This is a genomic window from Burkholderia sp. MS455 (assembly GCF_016899445.1).
Taxonomy (GTDB): Bacteria; Pseudomonadota; Gammaproteobacteria; order Burkholderiales; family Burkholderiaceae; genus Burkholderia; species Burkholderia pyrrocinia_C.
On record NZ_CP041777.1, the window covers coordinates 860,481 to 876,239 of the forward strand.

14 protein-coding genes and 1 pseudogene are annotated in these 15,759 nt (G+C 64.2%); 6 read left to right on the top strand and 9 right to left on the bottom strand.

What is annotated here, in order from left to right; genetic code table 11:
• The first annotated feature begins 27 nt into the window (after positions 1–27).
• The gene (locus FPJ27_RS03630; RefSeq protein ID WP_204420871.1) at positions 28–1,308 is read left to right on the top strand and encodes a condensation domain-containing protein; all 1,281 of its coding nucleotides are present in this window, start codon (positions 28–30) and stop codon (positions 1,306–1,308) included.
• Between the two features lie 52 nt (positions 1,309–1,360).
• Positions 1,361–1,591: pseudogene (locus FPJ27_RS03635) on the top strand (hypothetical protein); the annotation flags it as partial.
• A gap of 162 nt (positions 1,592–1,753) precedes the next feature.
• On the opposite strand, the gene FPJ27_RS03640 reads toward FPJ27_RS03635, so the two are convergent.
• The 6 genes from FPJ27_RS03640 to FPJ27_RS03665 all read right to left on the bottom strand — a co-directional run bounded on the left by FPJ27_RS03640 (position 1,754) and on the right by FPJ27_RS03665 (position 9,479).
• Positions 1,754–2,947 carry an MFS transporter gene (locus tag FPJ27_RS03640; RefSeq protein WP_083534029.1) on the bottom strand — a complete coding sequence of 398 codons (1,194 nt, stop codon included), beginning with the start codon at positions 2,945–2,947 and terminating at the stop codon, positions 1,754–1,756.
• A 248-nt stretch (positions 2,948–3,195) separates the two neighbouring features.
• Positions 3,196–4,488 (bottom strand): MFS transporter, encoded by a 1,293-nt coding sequence (locus FPJ27_RS03645; protein WP_072437705.1) that lies wholly within the window; start codon positions 4,486–4,488, stop codon positions 3,196–3,198.
• 323 nt (positions 4,489–4,811) lie between these two features.
• Entirely contained in the window at positions 4,812–5,879 is a 1,068-nt protein-coding gene (locus tag FPJ27_RS03650) for an ATP-binding protein (RefSeq protein WP_072437704.1), read from the bottom strand.
• A gap of 136 nt (positions 5,880–6,015) precedes the next feature.
• The gene (locus tag FPJ27_RS03655; protein WP_072437703.1) at positions 6,016–6,399 is read right to left on the bottom strand and encodes a response regulator; all 384 of its coding nucleotides are present in this window, start codon (positions 6,397–6,399) and stop codon (positions 6,016–6,018) included.
• Positions 6,400–6,532: 133 nt separating this feature from the next.
• Positions 6,533–7,201 (bottom strand): response regulator, encoded by a 669-nt coding sequence (locus tag FPJ27_RS03660; RefSeq protein ID WP_204420872.1) that lies wholly within the window; start codon positions 7,199–7,201, stop codon positions 6,533–6,535.
• 55 nt (positions 7,202–7,256) lie between these two features.
• Positions 7,257–9,479: an ATP-binding protein gene (locus tag FPJ27_RS03665; protein WP_072437701.1), complete on the bottom strand. Its 2,223-nt coding sequence runs from the start codon at positions 9,477–9,479 to the stop codon at positions 7,257–7,259.
• A 597-nt stretch (positions 9,480–10,076) separates the two neighbouring features.
• On the opposite strand from FPJ27_RS03665, the gene FPJ27_RS03670 reads away from it, so the two are divergent.
• From FPJ27_RS03670 to FPJ27_RS03680, 3 genes are all read left to right on the top strand, one after another.
• Positions 10,077–10,313, top strand: coding sequence for a DUF4148 domain-containing protein (locus FPJ27_RS03670; protein ID WP_072437700.1), 237 nt, complete (start codon positions 10,077–10,079; stop codon positions 10,311–10,313).
• A 554-nt stretch (positions 10,314–10,867) separates the two neighbouring features.
• Positions 10,868–11,416 (top strand): RNA polymerase sigma factor, encoded by a 549-nt coding sequence (locus FPJ27_RS03675; RefSeq protein WP_204420873.1) that lies wholly within the window; start codon positions 10,868–10,870, stop codon positions 11,414–11,416.
• Positions 11,417–11,561: 145 nt separating this feature from the next.
• A complete protein-coding gene (locus FPJ27_RS03680) occupies positions 11,562–12,011 on the top strand; it encodes a universal stress protein (RefSeq protein ID WP_239483137.1) in 450 nt (149 codons plus the stop codon).
• A 49-nt stretch (positions 12,012–12,060) separates the two neighbouring features.
• On the opposite strand, the gene FPJ27_RS03685 is transcribed toward FPJ27_RS03680, so the two are convergent.
• The 3 genes from FPJ27_RS03685 to FPJ27_RS03695 all read right to left on the bottom strand — a co-directional run bounded on the left by FPJ27_RS03685 (position 12,061) and on the right by FPJ27_RS03695 (position 14,720).
• Positions 12,061–12,507 carry a DUF3331 domain-containing protein gene (locus tag FPJ27_RS03685; RefSeq protein ID WP_072437697.1) on the bottom strand — a complete coding sequence of 149 codons (447 nt, stop codon included), beginning with the start codon at positions 12,505–12,507 and terminating at the stop codon, positions 12,061–12,063.
• Between the two features lie 98 nt (positions 12,508–12,605).
• Positions 12,606–12,995, bottom strand: a complete 390-nt coding sequence (locus FPJ27_RS03690; RefSeq protein WP_072437696.1) for a BON domain-containing protein — start codon at positions 12,993–12,995, stop codon at positions 12,606–12,608.
• Positions 12,996–13,331: 336 nt separating this feature from the next.
• A complete protein-coding gene (locus tag FPJ27_RS03695; RefSeq protein WP_204420874.1) occupies positions 13,332–14,720 on the bottom strand; it encodes an ATP-binding protein in 1,389 nt (462 codons plus the stop codon).
• Between the two features lie 333 nt (positions 14,721–15,053).
• Between FPJ27_RS03695 and FPJ27_RS03700 the strand changes: the two genes are divergently transcribed.
• A complete protein-coding gene (locus FPJ27_RS03700; protein WP_072437694.1) occupies positions 15,054–15,731 on the top strand; it encodes a TetR family transcriptional regulator in 678 nt (225 codons plus the stop codon).
• The last annotated feature ends 28 nt before the right edge of the window (positions 15,732–15,759 follow it).

Below are 15,759 nucleotides of genomic sequence, written 5' to 3' on the forward strand. Positions count from 1 at the left end.
GACACCCCCTTCCGCAGGAGCGAGACGATGCAGAACCAGCAACAGGAAACCGGCAACGATCAATCGACCGCGCCGACACACGTCCGCGGACTCGGCAGTACGGAACACCTGTTCTGGTTGCTCGATCAGAATCGGCCGACGCATTTCGCCATGGTCGCGGAGATCGACCGCCGTTTTCCGCCGCCAGCATGGCATGCGGCTTTTCGCGCGCTCCAGCAGAGGCATCCGCTGTTGTCGACCTATATTGCCGCAGACGCGCAAATGAATTCCGGCTTCCATCGTGCACCCGATGCCGTGGTGCCCTTGCGCGTGATCGAGCAGAGCAAAACTTCGTGGCACGCGGAAGCGGCCTGCGAAATCGCGACGCGCTTCGACTGGTCGACAGCGCCGCTGTTGCGCGCGACCTTGCTGCAAGGCGACGGCAACTCGACGCTGATCCTGGTTGCACATCATTCCGCGGTCGACGGCATGGGCAGCGCATATCTGATCGAAGATCTGCTGCGATTGCTCTCGGGCGAGTCGCTGGCACCGTTGCCGTTGTTACCGCCGCTGGAGACCGTGCTCGACGCCGACCTGAACCGGACCGCCGTCTTGCCGCACGCCCTGCCTGCACCCGCACCCAAGCCGTTTCGCCCGGACGCCGCGGACGTGCCGCGTGTCGACGCCGTCGAGCTTTCGGCTGAATCCACGCGCCAGCTCATTGCTCGCGCGCATGTCGAGCAAACCACCGTGCACGGCGCCGTTGCCGCCGCCGTTCACGAAGCGGGCCGGCGTCTGTCGAGCGAATGGTCCGAGCGCGCGTTGCGCACCGTCACGCCGATCGACGTGCGCCATCTTGCCGATGAAGTCGGCGTCGCCAACGGCGTGTACATCACGCAGACCATCACGATTGACGACTACCCGCGCGGTACCGATTTATGGACTGTCGCTCGCAAGATCAAACAGGATCTCGCACCTTTTCAAACGCGCGCGAGCGTGGCAGCGGAACTGAAAACGCTCGATGCCGCGATGTCCGCGCGGCCGAGCGTCGAACACGCGGCCGGATTCCTGTCGGCCGTGCTGGCCTTCGACGTGCTGCTGTCGAATCTGGGTAATCAGCCCATTGCTGCCGCTTACGACGGCCTGTCGCTCAAAGCGCTATGGGGCCCCGTCGTGACTTCGGGCTTCGCCGACGACCAGGCCATCGGCGTGTGCACGATCGACGGCATTCTGCGGCTCACGCACACGAGCTATGGCGCGATACCCGGGCTGCTCGGCGAAGTCAGGGCGATTCTCGACGAAGCCGCGACGGCACCGTCACGCCGATGACGAGGTCAGGTGAGGATTTTTTCGCATGCTCGACTTCATGCATGGCTTCGATCTGGTGCGCAATGCCAGGGGATTCGTCTCGACGGACGTCAGCACGACCGAAACGTCGATATCCAACGTCTTCGCGATCGGCGAGGTCGCGCAGAGAATGCATCCGTGCTGCGTGACAGCGATGGCCGATGGCGTGGTGGCCGCGAAGGAAATCCAGACGCGCATCGAAGCGGATTCCAGGGACGACTTCATTGCGGCCGTGCGCTCCGCAGCGGTGCAATCCTCGCGTTGAAGCAATGAAAATCGCAGCGGGCCCGGAAAGGTTCCGAGCACGCGCGCCGCGACGATTTCCGTTCCGTATCACCCGGCGTGTTGCCTCGCGGGAACCCGACCCGAACCGTTTCCGTTGCCGGAATCGCCCGAACCCTTGCGCGTCCGAAACGTTCCCGTGCCTTCAGAAGGCCACGAGCGAGGCTCTCTTCCGGTGCTCGACGATCGAGAGCAGCAGCGCGGCCAGGCCGCACGCGGCGATGAGCAGCAGCAGCGTCGTCTTGCCCATGCTGACCAGCACCAGCCCGCCGACAGCGGGAAATCCGAACACGCCGACGAAATAGGACGCCACGAACCACGTCAGCACCGCGTGCCGGTGCCGCGCATCGGTACTGTTGACGGCTTGCGCCTGAACGATCGGATAGATGAGGCCATACCCGGTACCGAGCAGCACGGCGCTGACCGAATGAAGCATCGTGTTGTGCGGCACGGCAAACGTCACGGCGACGCTCAGTATCATGAAGCCGAGGAGGATCTGCGTGGTCGCGCTGACACGCATCTGAATCACGATCGCACCGAGCAGCCAGCGCGTGACGACAACCGTTGCCGAATAGAGGCCGAAGAACGTGCCCGCCTTCACGCCCGTTTCCTGTGCCATCGACATCTGGAACGTCATCAGGCCCGAGAAGACACTCGAGCCGAGCGCGATGATTGCGATCGGGTAGATCGCATGCGTGCGGGCGATCGCACGAATCTCGCGTAGCCACCGTTCCCGTATCGGCGGCACGACGGGGAGCGGCGCAGGCGAGAGGCGCCCGAAGCACTCCAGCATCAACGCCGCCATCGCGCACAAGCCGCCGACGGTGCAGAACACCGTGCCAGTCGTCCAGTGCCAGTTGCGTATCGCGAGCGCCGCGACCGCCGGACCGCCTCCGACGCCGGCCATCTGAAACGAGCCGAACCGCAGGAACCAGCGCTCGCGCTCGGCATCGGTAGTCCGCTCCGCCAGCATCATCGGCGCCGCGAGGTAGAACCCACCCCAACCGACGCCGACCAGCAATCCGGGCACGACGCTCAGCGAGCCGGTGCGCCCGATCACGGCGAAGCCGACGACGCCCGCGCCGACGATCAGCGCGGCCAGCGCCGTCGTGCGCGCGGCCCCGATCCCGTGTGCAAGCCACGCGACCAGCGGCAGGCCGATCAGCGTGCCGACCATCGCTTCGGCCAGTGCGGCCCCCGTATCGACGTCGTTGCCTCCTGCCGAACGAAAATGCATCGACAGAAGAAACGTCGCGCCGTATCCGCATGCAGTCAGCAGCGCACCGAGCAGCCCGAACGACGCGACGCGCGGGGACATCGTGCGTGGATAGGCCATCATGGCTCCCCTCTTTCAAAATTCCGGCCCATTCGAGCTGTCGGCGCCGAAGCAACGCGCCGGCGTGGCGTCACGCGTCGCCGCGCGCGCAGAGCTCGACTGGCCAACCGCATGAGCACATCCCCATCATCCCCATCGATTCAGGCCCGCCGCGAACAGGTCGGGAGCCAGTCGCATCATGATCCATGCAATCTGCCGGCAAAGGAACGAACCGTTCCGATGATGCGCCGCATACCTTCGTATGTGCGTCCCTAGCGCGCGGGGCGCAACGCAAGACCTGCCAGCGCCCCAACGATGCACAACGCGCCCACGTAAATTTCCGGCGCCTGCGGATTCGATTTCAGCATCACCGAGACGAACACCGGCGTAAGACCGCCGAACACGGCATACGCGACGTTGTACGAGAACGAGATGCCCGAAAAACGCACGACAGGCGGAAACGCGTTGACCATCGCAACCGGAATCGCCGCAACCGCACCGACGAAGAAACCGGATACCGCGTAGAGCGGCAGCAGCGACGACGGATCCACGGAGAGTCGCGTGGCCATCAGAAAATACGATGCGCCGAGCAGCATGCAGCCGAAGAAGATCGTGCGGCCGGTACCGATCCGCCCCGCCACCGAACCGGCGACGACGCATCCGATCGTCAGGCAGAGCGTCGCCGCCGAATTCGCCTGTAGCGCGAGCGCGGGCGCGATATGAAAGCGCTTTGCCACGAGCGTCGGCGTCATCAGGATCACGACGACAATCGCCGCGGTCAGCGTCCACGTCAGGATCATCGATACGAGCACTGCCCGGCCGTGATCGCGCAACACGGCTTTCAACGGCACTTCTCCGGCCAGCAACCGGCTCTGCTTCATTTCGATGAACACGGGCGTTTCATTGAGCCAGCGTCGCAGAAACGCGGACAAGATCCCGAACAGGCCACCGACGACAAACGGCATCCGCCACGCATAGGCACTGATTGCGGCAGGCGAATAGTGATGGTTGATCCCCGACGCGATCAGCGAGCCGAGCAGGATGCCCAACGTCAGGCCGCCCGTCAGCAGACCGCAGGCATAGCCGACATGACGCGGCGGAACGTGTTCGGAGACGAACACCCAGGCCCCGGGCACCTCGCCGCCCACCGCCGCACCTTGCAACACCCGGCACAGCAGGAGCAGCACGGGTGCGGCAACCCCAATGGACTCATAGGTGGGCAGCAGCCCCATCATCAGCGTGGGCAAGGCCATCAGCATCACGCTCATCGTGAACATGCGCTTGCGGCCGACGAGATCGCCGAAGTGCGCCATGATCACGCCGCCGAGCGGCCGAGCGAGATAGCCTGCGGCAAACACACCGAACGTCTGCATCTGGCGCAGCCAGTCGGGAATCGACTGCGGGAAGAACAGTTGACCGATCACGGCTGCAAAAAACACGTAAATCACAAAATCGTAAAACTCCAGTGCCCCGCCTAGCGCGGCGAGTACCAGCGTTCGGTGATCACTGCCTGCCAGCGGACGATGCGATACGACCGGAATCTGAGGAGAGTCTATGGAATTCATCTGGAAGAGGTCTGGTTCAGGGACGGCGCGTCAACCCAATGACGTGCTCCTCGCTCATAACACCTGTCCGGTTCGTGTCATTCCACGGCGCGCCGATTTATCGACGCGACCGACGTTGCGCATCGATAAAAGCAGGCCCTTTCGGCCGCCGTCGGGCCGGAAAACAGCGGCATCCTCGAAAGCGCAAGCTGATGAGCAAATTCAGTTAGTAGCGACTTTTCGAGAGCAGAGCGAGGCTGGCTCTCGCTGCAATCCCGGCGGTACGCCTCGACGATCGCTTTAGCAATGTCGTCACGCTCGCCAATGACATCGCCCCCATGCCGTCATGCGACGGCGAGCGGTAACGTCACTCTCGCTTCGAGGCCTCCGGTACTGCGATTGTTCAACTGCAATTCTCCTTGCATCGCCTGCGTCAGACGGCGCGCGATCGCCAGCCCCAACCCCGATCCCGACGCGCGCGCCGCTGTCTGCGGCGCACGATACCAGGGCGCGAACACCGCCTCCAGTTCCGCCGGCACGATACCGGGCCCCGAATCCACCACGCTGAGCATCACGCGTCTGGCATCGACCCGGACACACAGGCGGACGTCGCCGCCGTATCGCAGCGCATTGTCGATCAGATTGACGAGCACGCGGCGCAGCGCGTGCGGGCAGGTCACCAGCGGATGGCCCACCCGCCCGTCGAGGCCGACGGTCAGGCCCGCGTCGCGATAGTTGCCGACCAGCGCACCGAGTAACTCGTCCGCATCGACGCGCCGCGGCGGCTCCGCCACGCTGCACTGAAGTCGCGCGCAGGCAAGGCTCGCTTCGACCAGTTCCCCCATCTCGGCAAGATCGCGCTCCATCGCGTCACGCAACGCGCCATCTTCCAGCATCCCGCTACGCAGCATCATCCGCGTCAACGGCGTGCGCAGATCATGCGCATAGGCGGCCAGCACGTGCAGCAATTCCGTCACGCGTTCCGCGTGCTGGCGATGTGCATCGTTGATCGCGCGTGTCAGCCTTGCGATCGAGGGCGCGCCGCGTTCGACCGGTGCATCGGGCAGCGCCTCGACGCCATGATTCTCGATTGCCGCGGCGAGTTGCCGAATTCTCGCGTCCAGCTTCCGCGTACGCAGCCACAGCACCGCTGCCAGCGCAAACAGGATCCCGGCCGCGCTTGCAAGCAGCGGACCACCGCCGGCAACGGGAGGCAACGCGCTCGGCAGCATGGCACGAGCGTCATGCATGCGCTCCGCGACGAGCAGCACGCCAGCCGCGAGGACAAGACGGACGGGCCACACGATGAACTCACGCACATACGGGAACCCTGCGCGGGCGACGTTGCGTATGCGACGCGCGATGCGGAATTCGGACAAGGTTCCGCACGATAAGGTAGGGAGGTTCGCCATCTTCGTTCTCCTGTCGCCGCCACGGCGGACGGTACAGGAAGGATGAAAACACGCAGATGGGGGCTCGCACCATCAAACGAGCGGCCATCCACCCCCTACGAAGGTTTAGGTTGCCGTGGCCGCAACCCGCGGCGGGTCAGACGTAGCCGAGCGCGCGGGCGAGCCACGTCTCGAGCTCCTGCGCGTCGATCGGCTTCTCGAGCAGGCACAGCGCGGCGCTGGCCCGCACGCGCTCGCGATCGCGCGCAGTGGCGAATGCCGTGACGAACATGGTCGGAATGTTCAGGCCGCGGGCTTCCATCCGGGCCAGCACTTCAAGGCCATCCATCTCCGGCATCTGGATGTCGCAGATCAGGCAGCCTGTTCGCAACGCCACGTCCGACGCCAGGAACGCCGGCCCCGACGCAAACTCGTGCGCGTCCCCGCCGAGCGAACGCACGAAGCTTCTCGCGGCGGCGCGCACGAACGGGTCGTCGTCGACAATCGATACGAGATCGGTGGCTGAGAGTGAAAAAGGCATCCCTGCTTATGGCGAGTGAACGGACCGGACCGTCCCGACTACGGCTACCCAAGTTGCCAGCATACCGCCACGCCGCCGCACCGTCACCATATCTACGTATGGGGTAGGCTTTCCCCCAATGACGGTGCCGCTGCTAGTGTGCGGGCGGCCCGATGCCGAGCGTACTCATCTTGCGCACCAGTTCCGCGACCGAGCGGCACTTCATCTTGCGCATCGCCTGACCGCGGTGGATCTTGGCCGTGATCTCCGCAATGCCCATGTTCCCCGCGACCTGCTTGTTCATCAAGCCCGCCGCGACGTGTTGCAGCACCTCGCATTCCCGCGGCGTCAGCGATTCCCAACACGCGCGCAGATCGAGCAGCGAATGATCGGCCTCCAGCCGTTTCGCGTCGCGATCGAGCGCCGCGATCACCGCGTCGATCATTTCCTGGTCGTGGAACGGCTTCGTCAGGAAATCCATCGCACCGGCTTTCATTGCTTTCACCGTCATCGCGATATCGCCGTGCGCCGTGATGAAGATGATCGGCATCTGCGGACCGCCGTTCTCGACCAGCGACTTCTGGAACGCAATCCCGCTTTGCCCGCGCAGCCTCACGTCAAGCACGAGGCACGACGGTCCGGCGCCCTTCGGCGCCGCGAGAAATTCCTCAGTCGACGCAAATGCGCGAACGTCCAGGTCGATCGATCGCAGCAGGCTGATCAGCGCGGCACGAATGAACTCGTCGTCGTCGACGACGTAGACGACACGGCCGTTCCGATCCGCAGAGGAAGGATCCGGGTAGGGCATTCTGGTTTCGGGCATCGAAGTATTCGCTGGTGAATGTGCAGGGATGGCCGCGTGGCGGCGGACGACCCGGTCATGGATCGGCGCGCGGCAGCATGACGATCGCGCGCGTACCCGTGCCGTCGCGGGTCGACAACGTCAACGTCCCGCCGTGTGCATCGACGATGGAATGCGAGATGGCGAGGCCCATGCCCATCCCGTTCTCCTTGGTCGTAAAGAGCGGTTCGAGCAGCCGGTCCGCAACATCCGGCGCAATACCGCTGCCGAGATCCTCCACGGTCACGCGAGCGCTGTCAACGCCGTCCGCTTCGCAAGCAAGCGACAGGCAACGTACCGTCTCGAGCCCCGCCATCGCTTCGGCACCGTTCGTGAGCAGGTTGATCACGACCTGCTGGAGCTGGATCCGGTCGCCATGGACACAGACGGGGCTGTGCTGGACGTGCAGCTCCAACACGACGTCGAGCGCGTCGAGTTGCCGCGCGACAAGCGCCGCTGCCTCACGGACGGCCTCGTTGAGATCGACCGTCGCGAACTGCGGCTCGGCCTTGCGCGCCTTCGCGCGCAAGGCCTGGATGATGCTCTTGGCTCGCGCCGCCCCCCGGTTGATGTGAACGAGCATTTCCCGCGCCTCCCCGACATCCGGCGGCTCCCGGCTCAGCCAACGCAACGCCGCGCTCGCCGACGTATCGACGGCCGCAATCGGCTGTCCGACTTCATGAACGATCGACGCGACGAGTTCGCCCATCGCTTCCAGGCGGCTGGCGCGCTCGAGGCTGGCAAGGGCGGCTCGAAGCTGTTCCTCGGCATGGGCGCGCTGACGGTTCTGCTCGACCAGTTCCTCGTAGAGCCGCGCATTCTCGAGCGCGAACGCGGCCTGCGACGCGATCACTTCCACCAGGGCTGCCTTGGCCGCGGTAAACATCCGCGCCGCCAGATTGTTTTCCAGGTACAGAACGCCGACGAGCGTCGCATGACGCATCAGCGGCACGCACATCACCGAACGGGGGCGCTTGCGCCGAACGTACGCATCCTGGGCGTGGACCGGCGACTCGGACGCATCGTCGATCACCGCGCCCTCCTGCGTACGCGCAACCGCCTGCACGAGAGACATGGGCAGCACGCCCGCCGTGAAAGGCTCGGCTGCCTGAGTCACGACGATCGTACCGTCGACCGCGTCCGCGCGCGCAGGCACATGCCAGACGCGCTCGCGCAGCACCGCGAGCGCGCCGTATTCGGCCCCGGCGCTTTCGAGCGTTGTGCGCAACAGCGTCTCGACGAGGCGCGCCGGCACGATGTCGCTCGCCAGCGCGTTCGAGATGCGCAGCACCGCCCGCACGTCCAGTTCGTGCAAACGATTCCCGGCGGGATTGCCCGCTTCCGCATCGAAACCCTCGGCATGCACAGCCGGCAGTTGCCGCGCCTTGGCCAGCGCTTCCCAGCGCTGCCAGGCGCCCTGCGCATGGCGAAAATGGGCTTGCGCAGCGATCTCGCCGCGGCGACGGCATCGTTCGCACCGCCGCAGATCAGCGACGAGCGCCGCAGCGGTGCCGTAGCGTTGCTCCGGGGCCTTTTCGAGCAACTTCATGACGATCCGCGAGATCTGCTCGGGTACGTGCCGGGCACGCTCGTGAGGCGCCTGCGCCGATTGCGTGGCGTGCGCATGCACGAGTGCGGCGGCATCGGTCGCGTCAAACGGCGGCAGCCCGACCAGCCGCTCATAGAAAATGCACCCGAGCGCGTAGAGGTCGGCCCGTGCGTCGCCACATGTGTTCATGCCCGCGCAGAGTTCGGGCGCCATGTAGACGACATTCGTGTCGTCCCAATCGAGCTCGGCGTCGCGCAACGGGTCGATCACTCCTGTGCGGACGGCATGGCCGAAGCCCGTCAGGAACGCACGGCCGTCGTCGTCCACCAGGAAGCGATGCGGCGCGAGTGCGCGATGCACGACACCGGCCGCATGCATCGCACCCACCGTCGTCGCGAGCGCAATCGCGAGCCGCAGGAACGCGGCCGGCCCTTCCTGCGGTTGACCGGCACCGGACAGCGGCTCCCCACCCGGATCGGCCAGTACGAGCACGGCCCCGCCTCCATGTGACACGATCGCTTGCGGAACAGCGGACCAGCCATCGCACAGCATCGCGCGCAACGCATATTCGCGCTGCATTGCCGTGACGGCCGATGGTGCCGCACCGTGCCCGGCGATCAGGACGGACCGCGCATTGTCGTCGAACGCACGTTGCAGCCGCGGCGGGCCTGGGCAAAGCTCAATGAAGCGTCGTGTCGAAAGTTCGATCATGCGGATGCAGTAAGGAAACGGGGGCGGGCATGAACTCGGACGCCGCCGGCACGGCGGCACCTGCGCGCAGGCTCGGAGCGGGATACCCGGTCCTATCCGTTCGGTCGGACACGCAACCGCAGCGCATGCCACGGCAGCTGCCCCTCGTCGACTTCACTCGGTCGTTGCCGCCCCCCGCCGATCGCAACGACCTTCTGCCGGCACCACTGAAAACACGCGAGCCGTCAGATTATTCCAGCCCAGCCCGAAATCGCCAACGCAACAACGGGCCCCGAGTCAGCACAACCCGGCGTCGCGAGCCCCCGGCGCCCGGCCCCGACAGTCGAGCCCCCCCGTTCGAATCGGGCCGCCGGCCGTCGAAGCCGGCTCAAGCCCCGCGATGACGGGCAATTTCGTATCCGAATGTATCCCGCTAACGGATGGATACACGACATTGCAAAATGCCGCGCCCCGGACACATGCGAGATACCTGCCCGGCGCCCAATACACACACGACGGAATCTGGCGAAAAACCATCACGCGGCCGGCTCATGCGCGCGCCCGACTTCATCGGATGCCGTACGCACTTTTCGATCGATCTATTTTAAGGATTCCGACATGAACACATTGAAGATCACCTTCTCGTTCGCCGCGCTCGCGATGACCGCCTCGGTCCATGCGGCATCCCCCGCGGATTCGATCACGGGAAATCACGATGCCCAGGCCACGAACCAGTGGGCACCGGTTGCCATGGTGCCGATGGCAAGGACGCGCACGGAAGTACGCCAGGAACTCGAGCGGGCGAGGCAGAGCGGCGAGCTCGACGCACTGAGGAAGCTGTATTCCGGCCATTGAACACGGGCCTCCGCGTCAAGCCCGGTACTGACGGTGCAACGTCCGCACGCCCGCGGCACCCGGATCGCTACTGCATCTCGTCCCGGTCCCGTTCCAATGTTCAATCATTTCAATCCGCACGGCCGCCTGACGGACGAGTGATTCGATTGCAGCGCGGCCGTCCATCCGGCGAATCGTCTGGCCTGGATTCCATCCGGACGTTCGCCGTGCCGCGCAATCGTGCCCGTCGATGACGGGAACTGCTGTCGAATCACGACGCCGAGGGTGCAAACCGTCGTCCGTATAGCGCCTTCGATTGTCTCTCCATGTATCCGGACGCGCCGCAGGTACATGGCGTTGCATTCATCCCGTCTGACGAAATATGCCCGATACGTTGCGACGTTCCAATACGTCGGTACAGACGTCGCACGGCTGGCGGGATCGTAACGAACCACGCAATCGGCCCAATCGCCGCATCTGGACATTCTTTTCCCCAGGGATCCATTCCGCGCGTACTGCGCGTCGACGCGTCGCGCGATGTGCAGCCGGGATCCCGCGCCGGACTCGAGTAGCCAATGAAGCAAACCGAACTTTCAACGATGCTTCCCGACATGCTGCCACGCCTTCGGTCGTTCTCCATGCGCATAACCGGGAATCGGCATGACGCAGAAGAACTCGTTCAGCGTGCCTGCGTTCGCGCGCTCGAGCGGGCCCATCAACTGCGCGCCGATACGTCGCCCCTGAGTTGGGTTTTCTCGATCATCCATTCGATATGGCTCAATGAATTGCGCCAACGCAATCATCGCGACCGCCTGCTGCTCGACTGGAACGATGCGTTTATGGAAACGATCGCCGATCCGCGCTCCACGTCCGAAACCGGCCTCGCCGTCCGGCAGATCATCGATGCCGTGGCGCGGTTGCCGGAACCCCAGCGCATCGCGTTACTGCTCGTCAGCATCGACGGGTTCAGCTATCAGGAAGCAGCCGATACGCTCGATATACCCGTCGGCACCGTCATGAGCCGGATATCCCGTGCGCGCAAGGCGATTCGCACGGCGTTCGACGAGCCCCGCGAATCACGCATGCGGCCAGAAAATTTCGTCGATACCGAAGCCTGCGGCTGACGTTCGAATGACGCCGGAATAAACGGGATGCCTCGCGTGTTCAGTGTAGGCAATCGCGTCCGCTGCGGCGGAAGTATCCGGGCACCCGCCACGCATGCCGGCGCTCGCCGCGGACGAGTCCATTCCCACAACCAACGCGAAACACATGTCATCGCTTTCCAGAATGCTACTCGTCTATGACGGGACCGATGAAGCAAAAGCCGCACTCGCGCAGTGTGCGGCGCTATCGCGGGCATTGTCGGCCGAGGTCGACGTCGTGGCCGTTGTCGACCCCGTGACCGCGAATGCACAGGCGGCCGGACTGCTCGGCGATCTCGCCCACCACCGCATCGAGGAATTCGCGCGTCACGAACTTCAACGGGCGGTCGGCACACTGGCGGACGACGGTATCGCCGCGCGCGGTTACGTGCGGTTCGGACGCCCGGCGGACGCCATCGCGGCACATGCTGCGACAACCCGTCCGGACCTGATCGTCGTCGGACATTGCGCCCGTAGCGGGTTCGCGCGCTGGTGGCGAGAGCGCCCCGTTCACTTCGATCTGGCCGAGCGCCTGCACGGTGCGGCACTGATCGTCGTGACGGTCCCGTCGCCTTAGACCCGGCTCATGCCACGCCCGCGGATGCACGATCGATTCGCGCGTACCGCTAGATCGTATCGGGCGCGGACGCGCCGCTGCATGGTTGAACGGTCGCGGCAAGAATCATTCGCTGACGGTTCGAGGGCAGGCAGATATCGCTCGCACGCGGACGAAACACGGGATCGCCGCGCCGTATTGCGCGCCCCGTCAGCGCGCAGACCGATGGTACGCGCGCGCGGCTCCTGCACCAGATTTGCTCGGTATACCGCCCCGAACACGAGTCGCTCCACGACACGCTGATCATGGATAGCGAAATGCACTCCGTCACCGCTATGCTGGAAAGCGGTTCGGCCCGCGCAAGCACATCGGGTTCGTCGCATCGACGCAAGCCGAAGCGTCGCGCCTTGTATCGCGCGCGCTGCGCTCGCAGGCAAACATCGCGTTGTTCCAGCGAAGGATCGAGGACATTGATCAAAGTGCGAACCACGATGTCCGCTTCAGGCAGTGTCGCCATCGCCACTTCTCCCAGCCAATCGGATCGGTCATGTGAAAGCGGACGCACGCAGGTCACCGATACATGCCATCCGGCCCGGCAGTGCGCCCGCTCGTCGCTCAGGCTCCGCCTTGCGGTCGCAGCGTGATCCGGCTGTTCACCGACGTAACTCCGCGAGCCTTTCTGGCCACCTCGACCGCCAGATGATCCTGATCCTCGCTTTCCACCTGGCCTGCCAGCGTCACCCGCCCTGTCGAAGCGTTACCGAAAACCGTGATCGGCTTCCCTTCCAATCCTTTGGTGCGGGCCAGCACTTTCTGGACCGACCGCGAGAATGTGCGGTTGGCTGCACGGATGGCCTTTTTCGTCGTACCGGGCGACGTGGTCGACGTCGCCGCGACATCCGCGCCCGCCGTATCGGGCCGTTCATCGGCAAATGCCTGCAGTTGCAAGCAGGTGGTCAGGACGACGGCCAAGCCGCCGCTTGCAACGATTTGTCGGAGTTTCATGATGGGTTCCTTGGATTTCGGGTATCGAGAAGCACGCACGTTCCGGTCATCTGCATCGTCACGACGCACACGCATCGCACTTCCGCCACATCGCGAATCGAGCTCGACGAACTGTCGCTCGAGCCGTCGCCAATGCGATTCGCGTACCGGTGAGACGAGCATAAGGCGACGTGTCGACCCGATCCATTGAATCTGCAGCTAGCCGGATGACGCGTCCGGATAAGTCGCCCCATACGTTTGTATAGGCACCCGATCCTTTACCGAATGCACATGCCGTCTCTCAACCCCCACCGATCGCTCGGCGCTTCACGCCGCTCGCCGTGGAACCCGTGCGCGTCACATCGAAAAAGGCGGAAGCGTCACCGTCGCCCGAGTACCGCCTTCCGAACGAGGCATCAGCACCAGCTGGCCATGGTGCGCATCCACGATGGACTTGCAGATGGACAGGCCCATGCCCATGCCATGGGGCTTGGTCGTGAACAGCGGTTCGAAGATGCGCTGCGCCAACTTCGGATCGAGGCCGTCGCCGCGATCGTCGACGCGAATGCGCAAGCGGTCGGGAGCGGATTCGCATGCCAGTACGAGCACTCGTTCGTCCTCGGGAGTGCCGAGCATGGATTCCGCGCCGTTCATCAGCAGGCTGATGATGGCCTGCTGAAATTGCACGCGCTCGCCGCGCATCAGCATCGGGGACGAGAATCCATCGAGGCGCAAGCTCACCTTCATCGCGTCCAGCGTGCTTTCCACGATTTCGGCCGCCTCGCGGAGCGCGTCGGTGAGATCGAACACTGTGAAGACGGGCGCTGCGTGCCGCGCCCTTGCGCGCAGCGCGCTGATGATGGTCCGCGCACGCATGGCGCATGCACAGATGTGGGCGAGCATCTCGCGGGCGGCGTCGATATCCGGGGCATTGCGGTTGAGCCACTTCAGCCCGGCGCGCGCGGACGTGTCTATTGCCGTGACGGGTTGGGCGACTTCATGCACGATCGACGCCGCCAGTTCCCCATAGGCTTTCAGCCGGTCGACGCGATCCATTTCGGAGAGCGTGTCGTGCATCCTTGCTTCGGTGCTGCTCAGGCGTGCGTGCAGCCCGGCAAGCTCGTCGCGAAGACGCATGTTCTCCAGTGCGAACCCGGCATGCAGTGCAATGATCTCGATCAACGCGGTGTTCGCCGATGTGAAGATGCCTGGTACGTCACCGTGTTCCAGATACAGCGCGCCGGTCAATGCGCCGTTGCACCGGATCGGCACGCAGATCACGGCGCGCGGCTTGCGACGGCGCACATAGTCGTCCATGCGCCACTGATCGGCGGCACGGGCATCGTCCAGCACCAGTCCGTTGCGCAGATGGACGGCTGTCGCCAGGATGGAGACCGGAAGCCGGTCGATCGGCAGCCGTTCCACGTCGACGTTCGGCGCCGCCGATGCCGTCGCCTCGGCGGCACCCTCCCAGCCGCCGTCGCGCATGACCGCAATCAGCCCCCAGGTCGCCGTCGCGCCCTGCATCGCGGCCTCGAGCAATTTTCCAATGCGCGCTGCGGGCGCGACCTCGTTCGCCATCGCCTGGGAAACGTGTCGCAACGCGAGCATGTCCAGATCGAGCAGCGATCGAGACGCACGCCCCTCGAAGACCGGGATCATTTCAGGATCGCTCGCGTCGGAGGGCGATTTCCAGATGCTCCGCGCAGCGAAAGCGCTGCAGGGATCGTCGAGTTCGTTGTTCATTCGTCTATCTCCTGCTTACCGGACATCGGCCCCAAACAACCTGGAATCAGCGTTTCATGTAGTGAGTACTCCACAAACGAATGGTAGCAGCACTTTTCGGAAATAAAAACTGGGAGAGGTGGAAGATTCACTCCCCAGCATGCCTGGACGGCGGATCACGTCAAAAATAACCCGTTGAATTAACGACACTTTTATGTCTTGTTGCAGTCGCGCAAAGAGTTCCGTAGAATCCGGGATTCATGTAGCGTTCCCTGTACGAAAGTCGAGGAAACCCGCTATTGGAAGTTTTTTTCAGGCGGCAATGCCCAGGTTATCGGCCGCCATAGGAGCAGTATGGCCCAGGCAGCAAAAAGCAAGGCTGTGCGCGGAACCGGTGTCCGGGAAGCAGCGGCACAGGAAACCCGCGACAAGATCCTTCGTGCGGCGACCAAGGTCTTCGCGCGCTACGGCTACGAAGGCGGCAGCGTGGAAAGGATTTCCAGGCTGGCGAAGTCCTATGACCGGATGATCTACTACTACTACGGGAGCAAGGAGGGCCTGTTCGTCGCGGTGCTCGAAGGCATCTATCGACGGATGGACGAAGCGGAAGTCAAGATGGCACCCGATCCTTCGGTTCCCGTGGAAGCGCTCAAATCGGTGATCCGCTTCAAGCTGGACTATTATTGGCGCAATCCCGATTTCATCACGCTGCTCAACACGGAGAACCTGCACAAAGGCAAGCACGTGTCCAAGCTGAAACGCTGGGGCGAATACTCGTCGCATGCGGTGCAGGTCATCGCGAAGATTCTTGAAAGCGGCGTCGAGCAAGGCCTGTTTCGCAAGGACCTGAATGCGCGCGACGTTTTCCTGCTGATCATCTCGACAGCGTATTTTTATACGTCGAACCGCCACACGTTGTCCGTGTTCCTCGGGGAGGAACTGGATGCGCCGAATGCCGTGCGCCACTGGGAGTCGTTCGTGATCGACAGCGTGCTGCGGGTTGTCCGCAAGGATGCGTCGGCCGGCGACTGAGCGCGTGCCGGTACCAATGTCCACCATC